We start from the raw sequence: 19,446 nt of genomic DNA on the forward strand, positions 1-19,446 counted from the left end.
ATGAAAGCCATCCCTGCCTCGCTCGCACACCCCCGATCCTGCCGCCCCTCACAGGCGACCCTGCAGACCGGGCGCACTCAGGAAGGTAGGGCGGCGTGACCGCTCCGATCCGCGGTGGCGCGGTCACCCGGGGCTGGCGCCTGGACCGTCGCTTGACGTCCCTGTCGACGAACGAAAATATCTATACTTATCTTGGCATCGACGAGATCGGCAGGGGCGTGGCAGTGAGCGACGTGGATGCGGTGGCGGCCCGGGATCTTCCGCGGGAGAGTGCCGGAGCCGAGCCGTATGACGCCGTCGTGGTGGGCGCGGGTTTCTCGGGGTTGTACCTGCTCCACAAGCTGCGCGAGCTCGGGCTTCGGGTCCGGGTGCTCGAGGCGGCGGACGAGGTCGGCGGGACCTGGCTGTTCAACCGCTACCCGGGCGCGCGCTGCGACATCGAGAGCATCGAGTACTCCTACAGCTTCTCGCCCGAGATCGAGCAGGAGTGGACCTGGACGGAGCTGTTACCTGGTCAGCAGGAGATCGAGGCCTATCTGAACTTCGTGGCCGACCGGCTCGACCTGCGCCGCGACATCCAGTTCGAGACGCGGGTCGCCGCGATGACGTTCGACGAGGACGACGCGTCGTGGCTGGTGGAGACGGCGGCCGGCGAGCGGTTCGTCGCCCCGTTCGTGGTCGCCGCGACCGGCATCCTCTCCGCGCCGCTCGACCCGGGCATCCCCGGGCTGGACACCTTCGCCGGCACCACGCTGTTCAGCAACCGGTACCCGCGAGAGGGGTTCGACCTCGCCGGCAGGCGGGTGGCGATCATCGGCACCGGGTCGACCGGCGTGCAGGCGGTACCGGTCGTCGCCGAGCAGGCCGACCACCTCTACGTGTTCCAGCGGTCGGCCGCCTACACGCTGCCCTCGCCGGCGCGCTCCTACGAGCCGGGTGAGCTGGCGGGGTTGAAGGCGAGATACGACGAGATCCGGGCCGCGCAGCTGACCGCGCACGTGGGAGCGGCCCGGCTGAGCGCCTTCTCGGTGCTCGTCAACATGCGCGAGTTCCCGTCGCTGCTGGCCGCGTCGCGCGAGGAACAGCTGCGGGCGATCGAGGAGCGCGGCGTCACCGGCGCGCTGTACTGGAGCGACGTCATGTTCGACCCCGAGGCGGGGAAGCTGGCGACGGCTCTGTACGGCGAGGCGGTCGCGCGCATCGTCCGGGATCCGGAGACCGCGGCGTCGCTGACGCCGACCTACCCGTTCGGCTGCAAGCGGCCGATCATCGACCAGGGCTACTACGAGACGTTCAACCGCGAGAACGTGACGCTGGTCGACCTGCGCAAGGGCGCGATCCAGGAGATCACTCCCTCCGGGATCCGCACCGAACAGGGCCTTTACGAGGTGGACGTCATCCTGTTCGCCACCGGATTCGACGCCCTCACCGGCGCGCTCACCCGCATCGACGTCCGCGGGCGGGGCGGCGCGCTGCTCCGCGATTTCTGGAGGACGGAAGGCCCGTTCTCCTACCTCGGCCTGCAGGTGGCCGGATTCCCGAACCTGTTCCTGATCCAGGGGCCGGGCAGCCCGTCGGCCGCCTCGAACTTCGTCGCCGCGATGGAGCACCACGTCGAGTGGATCGCCGACGCCATCTCGGCCGTGCGGGCGGGCGGCTACCGGACGATGGAGGCACTTCCCTCGGCACAGACCGAGTGGATCGACGGCATCACCTCCCTGGTGGCCGGCAGCGTGGTCGTCCACCCGGACTGCAACTCCTGGTACAACGGCGCCAACGTGCCGGGCAAGAAGCGGATGTACACGACCTACCCCCTCGGGCTGCCCGAGTACCGGCGCCGCCTCGGCGAGATCGCCGCCGACGGCTACGCCGGCTTCAAGCTGTCCTAGGGACAGGCACACCTAGTCGTAATCAGGCGACCGCCCGGCGATGGCTGGGCGGTCGGGGCACAGTGGAGGTCTCATGCGCGCGGCCGTCGTCGCTTCCGGTGGGCAGTACGAGATCGCCGAGGTGGCCGACCCGTCGCCCGGCCCCGGCGAGTTACTGGTGCGGGTCACGGCCTGCGGGTTCTGCGGCTCGGACCTCAAGGCGCGCGCCGCCATGCCCGTGGGCACGATCATGGGGCACGAGTTCRGTGGAGAGGTCGTCGGGCTCGGGCCGGACACGGAGGGCTGGCTGGCGGGGACCCAGGTGGCGGTGCTGCCGGCGCTGTCGTGCGGGCAGTGCGAGTGGTGCGCCTCGGGCCATGTGATCCACTGCGCGAAGGTGCGGCTGGTCGGGCTCGGCGGCACCGGTGGCGGGTTCGCCGAGCTGGCAGTGGTGACCGCGGCGGCGGCGTTCCCGCTGACCCCGCGGATCGACCCGGTGCACAGCGCGCTGGTGGAGCCGTTCGCGGTGGGTCTGCACACCGCGCGGACCGGGCGCATCGAGGCGGGCGACGACGTGCTCGTCGTCGGCGCCGGCACGGTCGGCCTGACCACCATCGCCTGGGCCCGGGCGCGTGGGGCCCGCCGGATCACCGCCGTCGACCCGGCTGCCTCGCGGCGGTCGGCAGCGGAGTCGTTCGGGGCCACCGACGTCCTCACCACCGTCGAGGAGACCCAGGCCAGCGGCTACGACGTCGTGGCCGAGTGCGCGGGCAAAGCCGGGCTGCTCGACGCCTTCGTGACCGCGGTACGGCCGAGGGGCCGGATCGTCCTGGCGGGCGTGACCATCGACGCGACCTCGTTCCAGTCCTGGGCGGCGCTGATGAAGGAGGTGTCCATCGGCTTCGCCGTCTACTACACGCCCGAGGAGTTCCGGACGGTCATCGCGGCGTTCACCAGCGGCCTGATCGACCCGGCGCCGCTGCTCGCGAAGCGGGTCGAACTCGGCCAGGTGAACGAGGCGTTCGACGACCTCGCCCAGGTCGCCGCCAGCGGAAAGATCCTCGTCCAGCCCTGAATCAGGCGCGCCTCACGCCTCGCGCCGCGCTCGGTTTCGGCGCGACGCGAGGCGGGGGCTCAGGAGCTGTCGCCGCACCACCGCGTCTCGGACGACCCGACTTCGGGGACGATGTCGAACGAGGTCCCGGTGCCGTTGACGCGCATGAAGATCAGACAGTTGATCGTCTGCTTGGTCTTGGTGAAGTCCACCTTGCCCGCGAGCATTCCGTCGGCGTCGTAGTTCCGCAGCCCGCGCAGGGCGTTGATGAACGCCACCCTGGTCGGGCACCCGCCCGCGGCCTTCAGCCCCTGCACGAGAATGTCGGCGGCGATATAGGTCCCGTATGCCACGTCCTGGGAAGGCGTCCGGAGCTCGGGCGCGTACTTGGCGGCGGCGGCCATGTAGGTCCGCTGTGCGGGAAGATTCGCCTCGAACGGCATCAGGGTCGAAAAACTCGTGAGGCCGGCCACCGAGGCACCGTACTTCTGGAGCGTCTCGGCGCTGTAGCCGGTGATGCCGATGATCGCCTTGAAGTGGATACCCGCGGCCTTGGCCGCGGCGACGATCGCGGGAATGTCGGCGGGGCCGAGGTCCAGCACCAGGACGTCCGCGCTCGTCTCACGGAGCCGGTCGACGAACTGCGCGGGAGTCATCAGCGCCGCGTTGTACGCGACCGTTGTCGCCGGGATCTGGGCCGTGCCGAGGCTCTGCTCCAGGGGAGAGGTGAACCCCTGGTCGGCGGGTGCGTCCGTCCTGACGATGACGGCCCGATTCCCGCCCTGCGCGCGGGCATATCGTCCGAGGACGTCCGAGACCGGCCCACCGGTGACAAGAGACGGATAGGAAAACATGTTCGTATATGCCGGATCGGCCCAGACGTTCTCGATGGGCAGCCCCACGGCGGGAATCTGGTGGGACCGGAGGTAGTCGGCGCCGCCGTCGCCGTTCAACGACGCCTCGAAGAGCGCGAAGACCTTGCTGGACTCGACGAGGCTCCGTACGGCGTTGTCGTTGCCCACCGTGTTGGCATCGTCGCTTTGCCAGTCGTAGACGATCTTTCGCCCATTGATGCCACCGGCGGCGTTCGCCACGCCCAGACGGGCGTCGACGCCGCTGCGGGCGGCCTGAAGTGCGGCTCCGATGGTCCCGCCATCCGGGTAGACCAGGCCGATCCGGATCTCGTGCGCAGAGACGCCCGGTGAGTCGCAGGCCGCTGAGGGCGTCGAGGATGGTGCGGCGCCAGAGCAGCCGGTGGCGGCCAGCGCGGCCAGGACGGCCGCCGAGATGGCGGTGAGTTTCGTGTATCGGCGTTGGTGCACGTGGCTGCATAAGTATTGGGTGCCGCGGTGCAAGGGTGTCACCAAGTGCCTGCCTCCTCGGGTTGTCGGGCCCAGCCCTCCGGTCAGGCGAAAACCGCGCCGTCACGGAGTTTGGATGTTGGCCGAGCCAGATGTTCGGGAAGATATCGCATCCGCGAGGAGGCGCCCACGCCGGTGATGTCGCGCTTGTTCTCGTGTTGATGACTGCCGATCGATTGACGGCGGTACGACATCACCCAGCGTGAATAGCGGCCGGCGCCAGATTTTTAGACCCGGGACAAAACCCGGTGCAGGCCCTGGCTGACCAGGTTGTCGTAGGGAAAGGTGTCGGGCATGAATCCCATGTCGACGATCAGCTTTCCCATCCGAACCATGATCACCGTGAATCGGAGCCCGGCGAACACCTCGAAGTAGTCGAGGTTGTCGGTGGAGCGCCCGGTGGCCGAACGCCAGAGCGCGGCGGTCTCCTCGCGCGACGGGAAGCCCGGTAGGCGGCGCAGGCCGAGGCCCGCCCCCGTGGTCAGCGTCTCGTCGGCGAAGATCCACCAGCCCAGATCGAGGAGCGGGTCGCCGACGGTCGCCATCTCCCAGTCGAGAACCGCGGCGACCTCGAAGTCCTGATAAATGAGGTTGCTGAGCCGGGCGTCGCCCCAGCACAGCGCTGGCCCGCCGGCAGGCGCCGACGGCTGGTTACGCCTCAGCCAGGCGAGTGCGTCCCTGGCCAGCTCGAACGGCTTGTCCTCCTCGGCCCAGGCGAGAAATCGTTCGTAGCGATCGATCTCGGCGGCCAGCGGGTCGTCGGGCGTCGGGAGCAGACCCGAGGGAAGGCTCAGGTCGGCCAGCGGCGTCGTGTGGACACCCGCCAGGGCGCGCACACCGCTGACCCAGGCGCGATGCTGCTGCTCGGGTGTCGCCTCGGCCAGCCACCCGGTCGACGCGTACGGCGGGGTGTCGCTGGGGATCTGGCCTGCCACCCGGTCCATGATCCAGAATGGCGCGCCGAACCAGGCCGTGTCCGGCTCGAACCAGTGCATGCGAGYCATCGGGACGCTGGAGGCGGCGGCCAGGGCGMGCATCACGTGGAACTGCAACGCGAACGTGTCGTCGGGGAACACCACGTAGCTCGTCGGCGCGATGCGGGCCACCAGGTGGTGCTGTTCGGGTCCGGCGGGGCCGGACCACGTCGCGTCGAAGAGGACCGTCTCGTTGGACGCGCCGGTGCCCGCCGGGATGGTCGGGTTCCCGACCTCGACGTCCACCAGTCCGYGGACGTCGGTGAGCCAGGTGCGGAGGCTGCTGGCGGTCTTGGATGGGTCGCGTAACTGAAAATCCATGAGCTGACCTCACATTGGCGCGGCCGGAATAACGCTGTATGCATCACTGGTGGGCGTCGCTCGCCCGGGGCAGGCACGGGAGATCCCGGAACGGGCCGGTACCGCCGCTGTGTTCGCGGGGCCCGCATGCGCCCGGGAGGGTCGGCGAATTCCGTGGGTAAAGCCTCGATTGGCCTGTGGCGAAAGCGACAGTATCAGTAGTCGATGCGCCATCAGCGGCCGGTGGGCCGCGAGAGCCTCGGACGTCTGGAGTTTGACGACGCGCGACGGGCACGTGCGCGGCCGGCGCCCGCCCGTCCGGCCTCCCGGCGAACCCGCGCGGGACGGGTCCCGTCGCGCCCCGGGGCTCAGGCAGACGTGGAGCCCGATGCCCTCGCCAGGCGGCGCAGGATCGAGCGCCCGTCGCCCGAGAGCTCGAGGCGCTTGTCCACCCGCTCGTGCCATTCCCGCGGGCGGTGGGCGCCGAGGCCGTTCAGGCAGAACAGGGAAAGGTCGATCAGGTCGGGTGCTCGGACCCCGTACTCGTTGCCCGCCGTCATCGAGGTGAGGAACGACGTCCGCGTCGACACGAGGAAGTAGGTCGCCGGCTCGACGTCGAGGGCGGTCAGCGCGGCGTCGGCGGTGGCGGCCTCGATCAGCTCGCGGTACAGCGACGTCACCGGCGCCTGGGAACGGGCGATGAGGTCGGGTTCGGCCTGGCCGAGCTGGAGGCGCAGGTGGACGAGCCCGCGGTCGACGCCGGCCTTGTTGTGCATCGCGGGCAGGTGCGCCGCGGCGAGGATGGCGCCGGCCAGCCGTTCGAGCGGGTCGTCCAGATCGGCGATCGCGGCGCGGATGATCCGCGCGTAGGTGCGCATCGCCTCCTCGAACACGGCGAGAAGCAGGTCATCCTTGCTCGCGAAGTACTGGTAGAGCGTCCGCAGCGACTGCCCGGCCTCGTCGGCCACGTCCTGGACCGTCAGCGACTCGCCGTTCGAACGCTCCAGCACCTTCGCCGCCGCCCGGATGAACCGGTCCCCGCGGTCGATCGAACGCTTCTGCGCGCCCTGCAGCGACCGTGTGACGACCCGCCGATGCCAGTCCGCCTCGGTGTCGTCGCCGCTCCGGGCGCGCTCGCTCACAGCTTCCCCGCTCATTGCATTCAGGCTACCGGATAACGCAAGTGACGCTGTTAGCCGGCGTCCGGATCTGGCCCGCGGGCGTCATCGACTCGCGACGACTCAGGCCGAGGCGTCCGGGAGGGCGCCGCGGGGGTAGAGCGCCGAGGTCAGCAGTGCCGTCTCGGCGGCGCGCCACCGCCGTCGGTCGTTCTCGTCGTCGAAGTCGAGCCGTAGCGCGTGCTCCAGATGCGGCCGGAGCAGCACCGGCGCGAACCCCAGCAGGGCCAACATCGCGGCCGTCACCCGGACGTCGGCCGACGGCCGGGCTATGCCGAGCGCCTCGCGCTGGCTCAACCCGGCCACCGAGGCCTCGACCGCCCGGGTGAACCATTCCAGGCCGTTCTCGGTGCCATCGAGCAACATCCGGCGCAGGTAGGCGCCGAGCAGCGGCGCCTCGATGGTCATCCGCTCGAACCGAAGCTGGCGGCGGCGGTGCGCCTCAGCCGGACCCACCGTGGAGTCGGTATCCCGCGTCACCTCGCCGAGGACGTCGGCCACCCAGGCCGCGACCTCGTCGACGACGCCCTGCTTCGAGCCGAAGTGATGGAGGACGAGGCTGGGCGAGACGTCCGCCCGGCGGGCGATGGCACGCACCGTCGCCGCGTCGACGCCATCCTGCGCGATCAACGCGAAGGCCGCGTTGCGGATGCGCGCCTTGGCGGTGAGGTCGTCCGGCCGCACCGGTGTCCCATCCTCTGATCCGCGTTCCACTGGCCGCCGCTCCTCTCTCCTGCGCTTCCGTCTACCGCGCTTCCGCGCTGCCTACTGCGCTTCCGCCCTGCTGCTCCGCTACCTCTTCGTTCCGTCTCCCTTCCGAACTTCCGCGACTGTACAGATGTTCAGCTTCCTGAACGCCGATTGACCAGCCGGAGACGCCTGATGACGATTGGCCGGCCGCGCCCCGCCGGATGGACGTGACACCAGACGGACGTGACGAAGGGGAGGAGCGAGATGGGCATTCGGGTTGTCGTCTGCTACACGGGGGGCGTCGGGTCGCAGGCGATCAGGCTGCTGGCCGGTGAGCCCGGCCTGGAACTCGTCGGCGTCCTCGTCCACCACGAGGAGAAGGAAGGGCGCGACGTCGGCGAGCTGGTCGGGATCGGGCCGGTCGGGCTGGCGGCGACCCGGGACGTCGACGCGCTGGTCGCGCTGCGCGCGGACTGCGTGCTCTGGCACTCGCTGACCTGGGAGCCGGAGGTCATCGCGCGGTTCCTGGCCGCCGGGACCAACGTCTACTCGAGCATGGGTGGCTGGTGGCCGCCCTTCATCCCCGCCGAGCGCGAGATCCTCGACCGGGCGTGCGCCGAGGGCGGCTCGTCGTTCCTCGCCGGCGGCAACATCCCAGGGCTGGTCAGCGACGTGCTGCCGCTGTTCGTCTCCGGCTACACCGGCCAGGTCGAGAAGATCCGCTGCTGGCAGAGCGACTACGTGCCGCACTACCCGGGCGCCCAGCAGCTCCAGGGGGCGCTGGGCATGGGCCTGCCTGTTCCGGAGGACCAGTCGCCCACCGAGGCGGACCAGGGCTGGATCTGGGGGATCCGCCAGTCGGCGGAGATCGTCGCCGCGGGTCTCGGATTCGAGCTGACCGACGTGCGGGTGACCAGGAAGGAGTACGCGGCGGCACTCGAGGACGCCGTGCTGCACCCCAGCGGGCTGGAGGTGAAGAAGGGCACGATCGCCGGCGCCCGCTGGACGTTCACCGCGTACACCGGCGCGGACGGCGACGTGCCGTTCTACGAGGTCGTCAACGAGCAGACGGTCGGCCTGGGCCTGGCGCCCGGTTGGCGGGTGAGCGAGGACGAGCCCAACTGGAAGGTCGAGATCAGCGGGGTCCCGACCATCACCTGCGTGTTCGACCTGGCCTTCGACCCGGACCTGGAGCCGGTCTCGGCACTCAACGCCGCCCGCGCCGTCAACGTCATCCCGATCCTCGTCGCCGCCGAGCCGGGGACGAAGACCGTCCTCGACGTGCCGGCGCCGCGCGCCGTCACCCTCGCGCACCGCGCCACGTCGGTGGCGAAGCCGGCGGCGACGCGCCCGTGAGCGCGGCGACAGGCATGACAGGCACGGCGAGCGCGACGGGCTCCGCGAGCGCGACAGGCCGTGCGGCATGACGGGCTCGGCCAGCGCGACGGGCTCGGCGATGCGGACGCTGCACGACTACCGGGAAACCCGGGCACTGCTGGACGCCCACCGGGCCGCGGGCCGGACCGTCGGCATGGTCGGCACCAGCGGCGCCATCCACGAGGGCCACCTGTCCCTGGTGGAACGCGCCCGGCGCGAGAACGACGTAGTGGCCCTCTTCTACGCGGGCGTGGTGCAGCTCGATTGGACGCCGGTGTCGGCGCAGGTCTATGAGCGCGACATCGACCGAGACAAGGAACTACTGGCGGCCGCCGGCGTCGATCTCTTCCTGGTGATGCGACGCGACGACCTGTACGGGCGGCGTCCAGTCACCTTCCTCAGCCAGCCGGAGCTCGTGCCTGACCTGCCCGGCCTGCTCCGGCCCGATCACGCGAGCATTCTCGCGACGATGGTGTTCACGATGCTGAACATCGCCGGCCCGTGCAGGAACTACTCCGGCGAGAAGGACTGGCAGCAGCTCGTCCTGTTCAGGCGGGCGGCCGAGGACCTGCTGGCGCCGTCCACGGTCGTGGGCTGTCCGACGGTGCGCGAGCCGGACGGCGTCGCGAGGTCGAGCCGAAACGTGCGGCTCACCCCGTCCCAACGCGCCGCCGCCCCGGTCATCCACCGCGCGCTCAGCGAGGCCGCCGAGCTGGTCCGCGCAGGGGAGCGCGACGCGAAGGTGGTCACGGGTCTGGTCGCCGACCGGATCGGCGAGGTCGCCCCCGTGGACTACGCGCACGCCGTCGAGGCGGACACGCTGCGCCCGCTCGACGTCCTCGCGGGCGACGTCCGGCTGCTCGTCTCGGCCACCTTCGGCGACACCCCGCTGGTCGACAACATCGGCGTCACCGTCCCGGGAAAGGCCGCCCCGGTTCCGGCCGGCGACGGCACGGGCCCGGTTCCAGCCTCGGCTCCAGCCCCGACCCCGACCGGCAACGACACGACGAAAGGCGCGGAATGAGGCTGCGAGGAAAGGTCGCGCTGGTCACCGGCGGCACCGCCGGGATCGGCGCCGGCGTCGTCAGGATGTTCGCCGAGCAGGGCGCGTCGGTCGCCTTCACCGGCCGCAACCCGACCCGAGGCAAGGAGCTCGAGGCCACGCTGCGCGCGGGCGACCTCGCCGTCACCTACGTCGAGGCCGACAGCTCCGCCGAGCAGGACGTCGCCCGCGCGGTGGAAACCACCGTCGAGACCTACGGCCCGATCACCGCTCTCGTCAACAGCGCGGCCGCCACCGACGTGACGGCGAGCGGCCGCGACAACCACGTCGACGAGATCTCGACCGAGGACTGGGACTACATCGTCCGCACGGCGCTCAACGGCACGATGTGGGCCTGCAAGTACGCCATCCCGCACATGCGGGCCGCGGGCGGCGGCTCGATCGTCAACATCTCGGCGTCGTCCAGCCTGCGCTCGCTGCGCTCCCGGCCCGCCTACCAGGCGGCGAAGGGCGGCGTGAACGTGCTGACCCGCCAGCTCGCCGCCGACTACGGCGCCGCCGACATCCGTGCCAACGCGATCATCGTCGGATTCATCTACACCGGCGAGGAGGGCATGCGCAGGCTGCTCGCCGACGAGGAGTACATGCAGGTCATCCGCGRCATGCTGGTACTCCCGCGGCTGGGCGAGCCGGCCGACATCGCCGCCGCCGCCGTGTACCTGGCCTCCGACGAGTCCAAGTACGTCACCGGCACCCAGATCACCGTCGACGGTGGAGCCACCGGCTTCCAACCCACCTTGCAGCGCTTTACCCCCAACGCCGCCACCAGCGCCGGCTGAGGCCGGCGATCCACCTGCCGAGGAGCAACGCATGTCGACACCCGTGATCACCCCGTCCGGCCTGTTCGTCGAGGAGCGGCTGCTCATCGGCGGCCAGTTACGCCCGGCGACCGGCGGTCGGACCTACGAGAACGTCAACCCGGCGACCGAGCAGGTCGTCGGGGTCGCGGCCGACGCGACGGCCGAGGACATGCGGGCCGCGATCGCCGCCGCCCGGGCCGCATTCGACGAGGGCACCTGGGCGCGCGACGTCGAGCTGCGGGTCCGCTGCCTGCGCCAGCTGCACACCGCGTTGCTGCGACACGAGCCCGAGCTGCGGGAGACGATCCGCGCGGAGGTCGGCGCGACGAACGTCAGCCTGGACGTGCCGCTGTTCGCCCGCGCCCTGGACAACCTCACCTACGCCGCGGACCTCGCCGAGGGCTACGAGTTCGTCCGTGACCTGGGCATCGGCGAGTCGATGGGCCGGATGAGCCGGCGCCACCAGTACCGCGAGCCGGTCGGGGTGGTCGCGGCTATCACGCCGTGGAACGCGCCGATGCAGGTCAACCTGGCGAAGGCGGCGTTCGCGCTGGCCGCCGGATGCACCGTCATCCTCAAGCCCGCGCCGGACACCCCGTGGAGCGCCACGGCGCTGGGCCGGCTCGCGGCCGAGGAGACGGACCTACCCCCGGGCGTGCTCAACGTCGTGCCGACGTCCGACAACGCGGTCGCCCAGCTCCTGGCCGAGGACCCGCGGGTCGACCTGATCAGCTTCACCGGGTCGACGGCGGTCGGGCGGCACCTGATGGCCGTCGCCGCGGGCACGGTCAAGAAGGTCTTCCTGGAACTCGGCGGCAAGTCCGCCTGGATCCAGTGCGACGACGCCGACATCGACACGAACGCGCTGATGATCGCCTACCAGTCGCTGGCGCAGGCCGGGCAGGGATGCTCGATCAACACCCGGTTGCTGGTCCAGCGCTCCCGCTACGAGGAAACGATCGCCAAGGTCGCGGACGCGTTCCGTTCCATCCCCTACGGCGACCCGGCCGACCCGAACACCTACATGGGCCCGCTGATCAACGCCAGGCAGCGCGCGCGGGTGCTCGACTACATCGAGCTCGGCAAGGCCGAGGGCGCCCGCCTCGTCCTCGGTGGCGGCCGACCGGCCCACCTGGAGCGCGGCTACTACGTCGAACCGACGATCTTCGCCGACGTCGACCCGGACTCCCGGATCGCGCAGGAGGAGATCTTCGGCCCGGTTCTGGTCATCATCCCGTTCGACACCGACGAGGAGGCGGTCCGGATCGCCAACTCGACCATCTTCGGCCTCGCCGGCACGGTCGAGAGCGCGGACGCCGCGCGGGCCCGCGCGATCGCCGAGAAGATCCGCTCGGGCGTCGTGAACGTCAACGGCGGCATGTACTTCAGCTGCGAGGTGCCGTTCGGCGGCTACAAGCAGAGCGGCGTCGGCCGTGAGATGGGCACCCTCGGCTTCGAGGAGTACACCGAAGTAAAGATCATCAGCGAGGGCGTCGCCTAACGCGCCGGCGCCGGCGCCGTCACTGGCCCGACCACCGGGGCGGGCGGCGCTCGAAGAAGGCGCCGATGCCCTCGGCGAGGTCCGCGGTCTCCAGCAGCCGGGCGTGGGCGGCGTCGCTGCGCGCCCAGCTGGCGGTCTCGTCGGGGGAGACCTCATGGTGGGCGACGTCCAGCGCGGCGCGGACGGCCAGGGGCGCGTTCGCGATGACCCGTTCGGCCAGCGCCAGCGCGCCGTCGAGGGCGGCGCCCGGCTCGGTGACGAGGTTGACGAAGCCGAGCCGTTCGGCGCGGTCGGCGGTGAGGTTGTCGCCGGTGGCGAGCAACTCGTAGGCGACGTTGCGCGGGAGCACCCGGGTGATCCGGAACGCGCCGCCGAAGTCCGGCATCAGCCCGCGCTTGACCTCGGGCAGCCCGAACTGGGCGGTGCGGGCGGCGACCACCAGGTCGCAGCAGAGCACGAGCTCGACGCCGCCGCCGAGCGCCAGGCCCTCGACCGCGGCGATCAGCGGCTTGGCCCGCCGCCGGTGGATGAGCCCGACCAGGCCGCCGCGCTCCGTCGGCTCGCCCGGCCCGCTGGCGAGGTCGGCGCCGGCGGAGAACACCCGCGTTCCGCCGGTCAGGATGCCGCACCACAGCTCGGGGTCGTCCTCCAGGGTGTTCATCGCCTCGTCGATGCCGGCGGTGACGGCCGCGTTGAGCGCGTTGCGCTTCTCCTCCCGGTCGATCCGGATGACGAGAACCCGGCCGTGCCGGCTGGTCACCACGCTCACCGCGCTACCCCCACCTCTCCATAACCGTGCTCCCAGCCACCGCGATCTCGGCTACCGCGATCTCGGTCACCGTGCGTCTGGTCACCGTGCGTCCGGCGACCGCGCGGACGACCGTCAGAAGCTGATCTTGCGGTGGTCCCAGGAGGCGACCTTCTCTGGCGTGAGGCGCAGCCAGGCGTGCCGGCCGTCGTGGTACATCGACCCGTCCGGATTGGCGATGTACTTGGCGGCGAACAGCCGCTCGGGCGTCGCCAGCTCGGGGACGTCGGTCTCGCCGGTGCGGGGCGCCTCGCCCACCGGCTCGAAGCGGCCGCGCAGTTCCACGCCATGCAGCTCGCCGAAGTCGCCGCCGGCGTCCACGACGACCGCGGCGCGCGGGTCACGGAGCAGGTCGGCCCACCGCTGGCTGCGCACGATCGAGTAGAGCCACAGTGAGCCGCCGTCCCAGACGAACCACAGCGGGCTGACGTGCGGCGGCCCGCCGGCGGTGAGGGTCGCCACCCGGCACACCCGCTGCTCGGTCAGCAGCGCGTCGACCTCGTCGCCGCTCAGGGAGATCCTGCGTCCCCGCCGCTGGGTGTCGATCAGTTCGGACCGCATGGTTGCCTCGCTCCTCGGACTCCGGTGGACACGTCGGGACGCGGTGCTGGCCGGCCGACGACGCGTGGCCGCTCGAAACGTATCGATTTATGAGACAGTCTGTCGCGCGGTCCGCCGCGGTGCGCGCGGCGAGACGGGCCCGCCGGTCCTCGCGGATCCCGAGGTCAGCGCGTCAAACGACGTCAGTTCGCCCTAAAATGTGCGTGGTCGGGCGTGGGGCCGCACCGAGGGCAACCCGGTCGTGCCTGCCCGAGCGGCCGCGTCTGCATGGTCACCGTCCGGGCGGGAGGGCGTGATGGCGGAGAACGTCGACGACGTCGCCGCCTACCTGCTGGAGGGTGTCGGCCCGATGCGGACCGCGCGGCTTCAGCTGCTCGTCTACTACGCGCAGGCCTGGCATCTCGCTGACCACCGCGAGCGATTGTTCGAGGACGACATTGAGGCGTGGATGAGCGGGCCGGTGGTTCGCCGGCTGCACGACCAGCACCGCGGTCAGTACGAGGCGCCCGGATGGCCGGCCGGCGACCCGCGGCGGCTCGGCTCCCGGGGGCGGGCCGTGATCGAGCGGACCGCGCGGTCGTATGCCCCGCTCTCCGAGGGGGAGCTGTCCCGGACCGTCCGCACCGAGGCGCCGTGGCGGCTGGCCCGCAAGGGGCGTCTGGTCGTCCGGCGCTCCGCCAAGGTGATCGATCCGACGGTGATGGCCGACTACTACGGCCGGCTTCGCACCTCTCCGGAGGTGGCGGTGTCCGTCGCCGTGGGCAGCGCGCGCCTCGAGGGCCACGAGTTCGGCCCGCAGGCCGTGGACCGGTTGCGTGAGGCTGCCGCCGGGACACGCGCGGCGGACGACATCGTCGCGGAGACGATCCTCCGGTACGGCACGTCGTGACGGCGGCCATGGATATGGATGAGGACCCGTACTGCTGGCCGGGCACGACCTGCCTGCGCAACCTGCTCAACATCCGGGACTCCGAGGAGCTGAGCAAGGCGGAGCACGAGCTCGTCGGCATCCGCACGGCCGAGCTCACCGCGTCCGTCGTTCCGGGCGCGTACGACGTCGYCCACCTGCTCCGCTTCCACCGCCTGCTGTTCCGGGACGTCTACGACTGGGCGGGCCAGCTGCGCACGGGCAACATCTCGAAGGGCGAGGTGTCGTTCTGCGACGCGCTGCAGGTCGCCGAACGGCTGGACGAGCTGTTCGGCAAGCTGGCCGTGCGCAGGTTCCTGGTCCCGCTGGAGTGGGACAACTTCGTCGTCGCCTTCGCCTMGGTCTACGGCGAGCTGAACGCCATCCACCCGTTCCGGGAGGGCAACGGGCGGACGCAGCGCGCGTTCCTTCGTCAGCTGGCGGCGCACGCGGGTTGGACGATCGCCTGGCAGTCGCTCGAACGACGCTCGAACGACAAGGCCTGTCGGGAGTACCTCAGGACCTCCAGGCCGCACGCGCTGATCAGGCTTCTCGCTCCGGCGATCGAGCCCCGGCTGGAATAGCCACGCGGTACGAATAGCCACGCGGTACGCGGACGGAATGTGGATCACGTCAGGAGCTCATGCGGCGACCGTGGTTTCCTGATCCGTTGAACACCAGACGCACGACCAGGTCGGCGTCGTCCGCCATCGGCGGCGCCTGGCGGCTGAGCACGCGGTACAGCATCGAGCCGATGAGCACGCCCGCGATCGTCGGGACCGAGGCGTCCGGCGCGAGCTGACCGGCCTCCCGGGCGAGCTCGAGCCGGTCTCGCAGGAGCTGCTCGTGTGGCTGGGTGAAGCGGTCGTACAGGACGTCGGCGACCGCGCGGTCGTCGGCGGTCGCGGCGGTGAGGGCGAGGATGAAGCTCGTGCTCTCGGCCGTCGTCAGCCGCTGCGTCCAGGCGCGCAGCCAGCCGCGAAGGTCGGTCTCGATGTCGCCCGTGTCAGGCGGGGGGACGAGCGGTGGAGCCAGATCGCCCTCGAGCGCGGCGTCGGCGACGACGGCGCTCTTCGACGCCCACCAGCGGTAGATCGTCTGCTTGCCGACGCCAGCTCGGGCGGCGATGGCGTCGATCGTCAGCCGTTCATAGCCGCGTTCGAGCAACAGGTCGCGTGCGGCGCCTAGGATCGCGAGCCGCGACGTCTCGCTGCGTGGGCGCCCACCCGTCATCCGACGAGTCTAGGAGTCCAGGAGAGGTGGAGGTCGGCAGGTCAGGCCCTATATAGTCCCTGTTCCGAGACAAATCGTCTCGTAACACAATGCGTCTCGTGACTGAGCGCGCTGGGAGCTGAACGCATGCCGAACGAGGTGCTTGTCGTGATCGGTACGGGCGGTATGGGTGTCGCCATCAGCCGCCGCGTCGGCCCGGGCAAGACCGTGTTACTGGCCGACTACAACGAGACGGCGCTGGCCGAGGCCGCCGAGACCCTCCGCGACGAGGGCCAGCAGGTGGTGTCCCAGGTCGTGGACGTGTCGTCCCCGGAGTCCGTCTACGCGCTCGCGCGGGCAGCCGCCGAGCTCGGCCCGGTGCGCCAGGTGGTCCACACCGCCGGGTTGTCTCCCGCGCAGGCGCCGATCGAGGCGATCCTGAAGGTCGACCTGTATGGCACGGCGCTCGTGCTCGACGCGTTCGGCGAGGTCATCACCGTCGGAGGTGCCGGCGTCGTCATCTCGAGCATGTCCGGTCACCTCGTTCCGCCGTCGGCACGCGAGGTCGAGGCGCAGCTCGCGGGCGCGCCGACCGAGGATCTGCTCGGCCTCCCGTCCACGGCGGTGGACGCCTTCCCGTCCGCCGGCTACGCCTACTCCTTCGCCAAGCGCGCCAACCAGCTGCGGGTGCGGGCGGCAAGCGTGTCCTGGGGCGCGCGGGGCGCTCGGGTCAACTCGATCAGCCCGGGGGTCATCTCCACCAAGATGGGCCAGCAGGAGCTCGCCGGCGAGTCCGGCGCCGGCATGCGTGCCATGGTCGCGGCGTCCGGCACCGGCCGGCTCGGCTCGGCGGACGACATCGCGGCGGCGACGGGTTTCCTCCTGTCGGACGCGGCCTCGTTCATCACCGGAATCGACCTGCTCGTCGACGGTGGCGCGGTCGCCGCGGTCTCGACCGGACAGGTGAATCTCACCCCGTCGGGACGCTGAGCGTCCGACGCCGGCCACGGCCCTCGAACGCCCGACGCCCGACGTCGGCTGCGGCCTCAGGACGCCCGCGATACGCCTGGGTTCCGCCCGATCTGGGGCGGCTTCCCTGCTATTCCTCGGACGGGGCCGAGGTGGAGCGCGCGTGCGTGGCGCGTCCGGTGCGTTCGGGGGTCTGCTCGACGAGGGTGGCGGTGGCGCGGTCGAGCAGGTCGCAGAACTGCTGGTGCTCCGCCGGAGTGAACCGATCGGTGAGGGCGCGTTCCAGCACGATCACCTCCTGGTAGGCACGGTCGAGGAGGTCGTGGCCGGCGTCGGTGAGCGTCGCGATGAGGACCTTCGCGTGCACGGGTGACGGCCGACGACCGATGAGCCCCTTGTTCTGGAGGCCGGTCAGCACGCTGGCCATGCTCTGTTGCGTCACCCCGCACGCCCGTGCCAGCTGCGCTCCCGACATGGCCTCCTCGCGCGACAGGGCCAGCAGCACCGTGTACTGAGGCATGGTCAGCCCGTATCGGCGCAGCACCGCTTCGTGGTGACCGGTCAGAGCCTGCTCGGSGCGGCGGATGCGGCTGCACAAATATTCCTCGACCGGCGCTTCGGTCATGTCACAAACCTCTTAGTTGACTCAGATGCCTGATACGGATTGGGTTCCAAGTGTCAGGATACTGAGTTGAGACAGGGGCTTGATGTGATGAAGGCCGTCGCGCTGGACGYCGATGACCGCTTCCGGGTCGTCGAGGTGGCGGAACCCGTGCCCGGTCCCGGTGAGGTCGCGATCCGGGTCGCCTACGCGGGAGTGCAGTACGGCGACGTGCTCGTGCGCGCGGGTCATTTCCCCGTCCCGCGCCCGTTCGTGCCGGGTTTCGAGGCAGCGGGTGAGATCGTCGCGGTGGGGGAGGGCGTGGCGGACGCGCGACTGGGCGAACGGGTCACCGCGCTGCTCGGGGGCGGAGGCTACGCCGAGATCGTGACCGCGCCCGCCGTGCTGGCGATCAACGCCGAGCGAGTCGGCCCACGTGAGGCGGCCGGGTTCGGATGGGTCACGCCGACCGCCTACGACGTGATCAACTCCGTCGCCTCCGTTCGGCGCGGGGACAGCGTGCTGATCCACGCCGCCGCCGGCGGAGTCGGCTCGCAGGCCGCGCAGTTCGCCGCCGTGGCGGGCGCGGCCCGCATCGTCGGGGTGGTCGGCAACGTCGACCAGGTCGACTACGCCCACCGGTTCGGCTACCACCAGGTGCTGGTACGCGAGGATTTTCCCGACGCCCTGGGCGGGGAGACGTTCGACGCCATCCTGGACCCGATCGGCGGCCCTGCCCGTGTCGCGAGCCTGGAGCGGCTGGCCCCGCATGGCCGGATCGTGGCCTACGGCAACATCGCCACCTTCGAACCGGTCACCGTGTCGGCCAACGACCTGCTGGCCCGGGGGCAGTCCCTGATGACGTACAACAGCAACCTCGCCAGCCAGACCAGCCCGACGAAGCTGGCCGACAGCGCCACCCGCGCCATGAGCCTGGTAGCGGACGGGTCGGTCCGCATCGACGTCACCGCGGAATACGACCTGGGCGACGTCGAGACCGCGATCGCGGATCTGGCGGGCGGAGCCACCCGTGGCAAGAGCATCGTCCGCGTCGGGTAAATGCCCGCACGCGGCGGTCGGGCCGGGTGCTCGACGCCGTCGGGCGGTCGGCCGGGCCGCGGGCGGCGACAATTCCACGAGACCACCAGTAACGCGACCGAGTCATGATCCGGTGGGATGTTTGGCGTCCTGGCACGCAAGAACGCAATCACCGTGGAATTGCCTTGGCGATCGCGGAGTCAACCCCGCTTGGAGCCCGGCCCGGGCTCGGTCGGGGCGCCGTCCGGGCGCTCGTGCGGCCGCGTGCTCGTCCTGTCCGACGTCAGAGTCACAACCAGCGCCGTTTCGCGCCCATGACGTCTGACCCGACGCCGGGATCCTGCTGGCGCCCGCCGCGACGCGGGTTAGAAGCGACCGGCCGCCGCTGCGCGCTGCCCGCCCATCCATCCATGGGCTGTGGCGGGCGGGAAGCCGGGATCCGCCCCACAACCCATGACCGGATCCGATGCGAGACCTGAGTAATTAGGGTTCCTCGCTCTGTCCCTGGCGATCCCGCCCGATCATGATTCTGGTTGCGAAGGATGGTGTCGCCAGTGTCCGGGCGGATCGGCTGATCGATTACCCGGCGAGTGCTGGCGCGTCGTCGAGGTAGTCGGGCCGAAGCCGGATCAGGCGATCAGGCGGGTCGTGTAGCCGGCTGCGACGAGGGCGCGGTAGGCCTCGTGAACCTCGTGCGGAACGGGCTGAGATATGGCGTAGCCACGTTCTGCGTAGATCCAGATCCGTTGGGTGTCGCCGACCAGCATCGATACCACCCGACCGACGTCCCCGATGCTGGCTATGTAGTCGTCCAGGGCGAGCGGCTGGGAGGCGCAGAGAACTTCGACGTCCGGCCAGAGCCTGCGGCAGGTGGCGTAGGCCCGGCGCTGTTGGTAGGGCCGGGAGATCAACATCACGGACTGCGGCTCGATGCCCCGGGCGCGCAGCAGGTCGTGGGAGCGGGTGATGTTCTCGCCGGTGTTGCGGGCGGTCGGCTCGACCAGAACGGCCGAGTCCGGGACACCGAGAACAAGAGTGTGCTCACGGTAGTGGACCGCCTCGCCCCGTGGGAAGGCGCCGATGGTCGTGGGGGCGTTCGCCCCGGTGAACACGATGAGCGGGAACAGGCCACGCTCGTGCAGGTCGGCGGTGTAGGTCGCCACGCCAAGGTCGTGGCTACCGAG

At 70.7% G+C, this 19,446-nt stretch carries 19 protein-coding genes; 10 read left to right on the forward strand and 9 right to left on the reverse strand.

What is annotated here, in order from left to right; genetic code table 11:
* Nucleotides 1–233 precede the first annotated feature (233 nt).
* On the forward strand, nt 234–1,889 hold the full coding sequence (locus BCD49_RS34010; protein WP_425343342.1) for a flavin-containing monooxygenase: 1,656 nt from the start codon (nt 234–236) through the stop codon (nt 1,887–1,889).
* Between the two features lie 73 nt (nt 1,890–1,962).
* Entirely contained in the window at nt 1,963–2,943 is a 981-nt protein-coding gene (locus BCD49_RS34015) for a zinc-dependent alcohol dehydrogenase (RefSeq protein WP_071042325.1), read from the forward strand.
* A 59-nt stretch (nt 2,944–3,002) separates the two neighbouring features.
* On the opposite strand, the gene BCD49_RS34020 is transcribed toward BCD49_RS34015, so the two are convergent.
* From BCD49_RS34020 to BCD49_RS34035, 4 genes are all read right to left on the reverse strand, one after another.
* Nucleotides 3,003–4,244: an ABC transporter substrate-binding protein gene (locus BCD49_RS34020; protein ID WP_035924820.1), complete on the reverse strand. Its 1,242-nt coding sequence runs from the start codon at nt 4,242–4,244 to the stop codon at nt 3,003–3,005.
* Nucleotides 4,245–4,510: 266 nt separating this feature from the next.
* Nucleotides 4,511–5,578 (reverse strand): phosphotransferase family protein, encoded by a 1,068-nt coding sequence (locus BCD49_RS34025; RefSeq protein ID WP_071042326.1) that lies wholly within the window; start codon nt 5,576–5,578, stop codon nt 4,511–4,513.
* 347 nt (nt 5,579–5,925) lie between these two features.
* Complete coding sequence (locus tag BCD49_RS34030) at nt 5,926–6,699, reverse strand: TetR/AcrR family transcriptional regulator (protein WP_007518736.1); 774 nt, start codon at nt 6,697–6,699, stop codon at nt 5,926–5,928.
* Nucleotides 6,700–6,798: 99 nt separating this feature from the next.
* Entirely contained in the window at nt 6,799–7,419 is a 621-nt protein-coding gene (locus BCD49_RS34035) for a TetR/AcrR family transcriptional regulator (RefSeq protein ID WP_035924824.1), read from the reverse strand.
* A 270-nt stretch (nt 7,420–7,689) separates the two neighbouring features.
* Between BCD49_RS34035 and BCD49_RS34040 the strand changes: the two genes are divergently transcribed.
* The 4 genes from BCD49_RS34040 to BCD49_RS34055 all read left to right on the forward strand — a co-directional run bounded on the left by BCD49_RS34040 (nt 7,690) and on the right by BCD49_RS34055 (nt 12,166).
* On the forward strand, nt 7,690–8,781 hold the full coding sequence (locus BCD49_RS34040) for a dihydrodipicolinate reductase (RefSeq protein WP_007518732.1): 1,092 nt from the start codon (nt 7,690–7,692) through the stop codon (nt 8,779–8,781).
* 100 nt (nt 8,782–8,881) lie between these two features.
* Entirely contained in the window at nt 8,882–9,826 is a 945-nt protein-coding gene (locus BCD49_RS34045) for a pantoate--beta-alanine ligase (protein ID WP_051466911.1), read from the forward strand.
* Nucleotides 9,823–10,644 (forward strand): SDR family NAD(P)-dependent oxidoreductase, encoded by an 822-nt coding sequence (locus BCD49_RS34050; RefSeq protein ID WP_071042327.1) that lies wholly within the window; start codon nt 9,823–9,825, stop codon nt 10,642–10,644. Before BCD49_RS34045 ends, BCD49_RS34050 begins: the two co-directional genes overlap by 4 nt.
* Before the next feature lie 31 nt (nt 10,645–10,675).
* A complete protein-coding gene (locus BCD49_RS34055; RefSeq protein WP_007518725.1) occupies nt 10,676–12,166 on the forward strand; it encodes an aldehyde dehydrogenase family protein in 1,491 nt (496 codons plus the stop codon).
* Between the two features lie 19 nt (nt 12,167–12,185).
* Here BCD49_RS34055 and BCD49_RS34060 read toward each other — a convergent pair whose 3' ends face one another.
* Together BCD49_RS34060 and BCD49_RS34065 are read right to left on the reverse strand one after the other, a co-directional pair.
* Nucleotides 12,186–12,935 carry an enoyl-CoA hydratase-related protein gene (locus BCD49_RS34060; protein ID WP_007518723.1) on the reverse strand — a complete coding sequence of 250 codons (750 nt, stop codon included), beginning with the start codon at nt 12,933–12,935 and terminating at the stop codon, nt 12,186–12,188.
* A gap of 114 nt (nt 12,936–13,049) precedes the next feature.
* Complete coding sequence (locus BCD49_RS34065) at nt 13,050–13,535, reverse strand: pyridoxamine 5'-phosphate oxidase family protein (RefSeq protein ID WP_007518721.1); 486 nt, start codon at nt 13,533–13,535, stop codon at nt 13,050–13,052.
* A 295-nt stretch (nt 13,536–13,830) separates the two neighbouring features.
* Between BCD49_RS34065 and BCD49_RS34070 the strand changes: the two genes are divergently transcribed.
* Nucleotides 13,831–14,424, forward strand: coding sequence for a type II toxin-antitoxin system antitoxin SocA domain-containing protein (locus tag BCD49_RS34070; RefSeq protein ID WP_007518719.1), 594 nt, complete (start codon nt 13,831–13,833; stop codon nt 14,422–14,424).
* Nucleotides 14,425–14,432: 8 nt separating this feature from the next.
* Nucleotides 14,433–15,026, forward strand: coding sequence for a Fic/DOC family protein (locus tag BCD49_RS34075; RefSeq protein ID WP_241832450.1), 594 nt, complete (start codon nt 14,433–14,435; stop codon nt 15,024–15,026).
* 49 nt (nt 15,027–15,075) lie between these two features.
* Here BCD49_RS34075 and BCD49_RS34080 read toward each other — a convergent pair whose 3' ends face one another.
* Nucleotides 15,076–15,675 carry a TetR/AcrR family transcriptional regulator gene (locus BCD49_RS34080; RefSeq protein WP_007518716.1) on the reverse strand — a complete coding sequence of 200 codons (600 nt, stop codon included), beginning with the start codon at nt 15,673–15,675 and terminating at the stop codon, nt 15,076–15,078.
* A gap of 126 nt (nt 15,676–15,801) precedes the next feature.
* On the opposite strand from BCD49_RS34080, the gene BCD49_RS34085 reads away from it, so the two are divergent.
* Nucleotides 15,802–16,644 carry an SDR family oxidoreductase gene (locus BCD49_RS34085; protein WP_007518715.1) on the forward strand — a complete coding sequence of 281 codons (843 nt, stop codon included), beginning with the start codon at nt 15,802–15,804 and terminating at the stop codon, nt 16,642–16,644.
* Nucleotides 16,645–16,753: 109 nt separating this feature from the next.
* Here the strand turns inward: BCD49_RS34085 and BCD49_RS34090 are convergent, their stop codons facing one another.
* A complete protein-coding gene (locus tag BCD49_RS34090; protein WP_071042329.1) occupies nt 16,754–17,248 on the reverse strand; it encodes a MarR family winged helix-turn-helix transcriptional regulator in 495 nt (164 codons plus the stop codon).
* Nucleotides 17,249–17,314: 66 nt separating this feature from the next.
* On the opposite strand from BCD49_RS34090, the gene BCD49_RS34095 reads away from it, so the two are divergent.
* On the forward strand, nt 17,315–18,283 hold the full coding sequence (locus BCD49_RS34095) for a quinone oxidoreductase family protein (RefSeq protein ID WP_241832451.1): 969 nt from the start codon (nt 17,315–17,317) through the stop codon (nt 18,281–18,283).
* 608 nt (nt 18,284–18,891) lie between these two features.
* On the opposite strand, the gene BCD49_RS34100 is transcribed toward BCD49_RS34095, so the two are convergent.
* Nucleotides 18,892–19,446, reverse strand: a 555-nt coding sequence (locus tag BCD49_RS34100; protein ID WP_071042331.1) for a YdcF family protein, incomplete at its 5' end; no start/stop codon positions are given.

Origin of the sequence: Pseudofrankia sp. EUN1h (assembly GCF_001854645.1) — a bacterium.
GTDB classification, from domain to species: domain Bacteria; phylum Actinomycetota; class Actinomycetes; order Frankiales; family Frankiaceae; genus Pseudofrankia; species Pseudofrankia saprophytica.